Genomic DNA, 1,489 nt, shown 5'->3' with positions numbered 1-1,489 from the left:
ATAATTTAACAGATGAAATATTTAAAAAAATTGGAGAATAAATGATAAATATATAATTGTTAAAAAAGAAAGAGAGTGTGAAATAAATGGATTTAAAAAATTTACCGATAACTCCTTTACCGTCAGTAAAACTTGATAAGCATCAGGAGGATTTGCTCATTCATAACGAACTTTTTGCAACTCTTCTAGGTGAAACGATTTTTAGATATGCGGGTTTACATATTTATGAGGTTACTGAAAAATTGAAAGAAGCTTCCAGTAAATATTATAAAACACAAAAACAGGAGGCTAGAAAAAATTTATCGTCTTTTTGTTCGGATCTTACTGATGCGGAAATTTTGCGTGTAATAAGAGGTTTTTCGATTTTTTCGGCACTTGCGAATATTGCTGAAGATGTGTATCAGACTCATGAACAGCGATATGCAAAAATTTCCAACAAGCCGCAAATTGGATCTCTTGAAAAATCACTAAAAAATTTGAAGAAAAAGGGAATCAGTCAAGATAAAATATTGAAGGCTATGGAAAAGGTCTCAATTGTTCCAGTCTTAACGGCACATCCGACACAAGTTCAAAGAAAAAGTATTTTGGATTTGACAAAAAAATTAACTGATATTCTGGATAAATATGAAAATGTAAAATCTCATCAAATTGATGAAAATGAATGGCTTAATGACCTAAACCGTGGTATTCAAATCTGGTGGCAAACTGCAATGTTGAGAGCTAGTAAATTACGTGTAACAGATGAAATAAGCAATGCTCTAAGTTATTACAACATTACATTTTTTAATGAAATTCCAAGGCTTATGAATAAATTTCAAGAAATTTCAAAAACATTAGGAAATTCTGAAGTAAAATCTCAAGCTCTGCTTCCACTTACTATGGGAATGTGGATTGGTGGAGATAGAGACGGAAATCCTTATGTTACGGTAAATACACTGGAGCAGTCGGCACAAGAGCAGGCTATAAAATTGTTCCAGCATTATCTGGATGTGGTTCGAGAAATTTACAGAGATTTATCAATGTCTATTTCAATGACAAATGTGACTGAAGAACTGCAAAACTTGGCAGAGGCTTCAGGACAAGTTTCGCCGCATCGAACACACGAGCCATATCGTCGTGCATTGACAACAATAACAGACAGACTACTTGCAACAGCCTACAAATTATGTGATTACAACCGTGACTTATTACCGCCAAAAAGAAAAAATGGAATTGATCTTCCTTACAAGTCAGCTAATGAATTTACAAACGACTTGGTAATTGTGGCAGAATCACTTAAAAAGAATAATAGTGAATTTTTAACACAAGGAAAATTAAACAATCTAATTAGTGCTACAAAAATATTTGGATTTCACCTTGCAACAATTGACTTAAGACAAGATTCCAGCGTTCATGAAATATGTGTTGCCGAACTTCTGAAAAGTGCAAATATTCTAGGAGATTACTTGAGTCTGTCAGAAGATGCAAGATGTGAGATTTTACTGCGAGA

At 33.3% G+C, this 1,489-nt stretch carries 1 protein-coding gene; it reads left to right on the top strand.

Going from position 1 to position 1,489, the window contains the following annotated elements:
* Nucleotides 1-86 precede the first annotated feature (86 nt).
* The coding region (locus Q0370_RS07285; protein ID WP_299574019.1) for a phosphoenolpyruvate carboxylase at nucleotides 87-1,489 on the top strand (1,403 nt) is incomplete at its 3' end.

The sequence above is a fragment of the uncultured Leptotrichia sp. genome (assembly GCF_938036635.1).
Taxonomy (GTDB): Bacteria; Fusobacteriota; Fusobacteriia; order Fusobacteriales; family Leptotrichiaceae; genus Leptotrichia; species Leptotrichia hongkongensis.
Note: the sequence above shows the minus strand (reverse complement) of the source record. Positions and strands in the feature narration are given on the sequence as shown.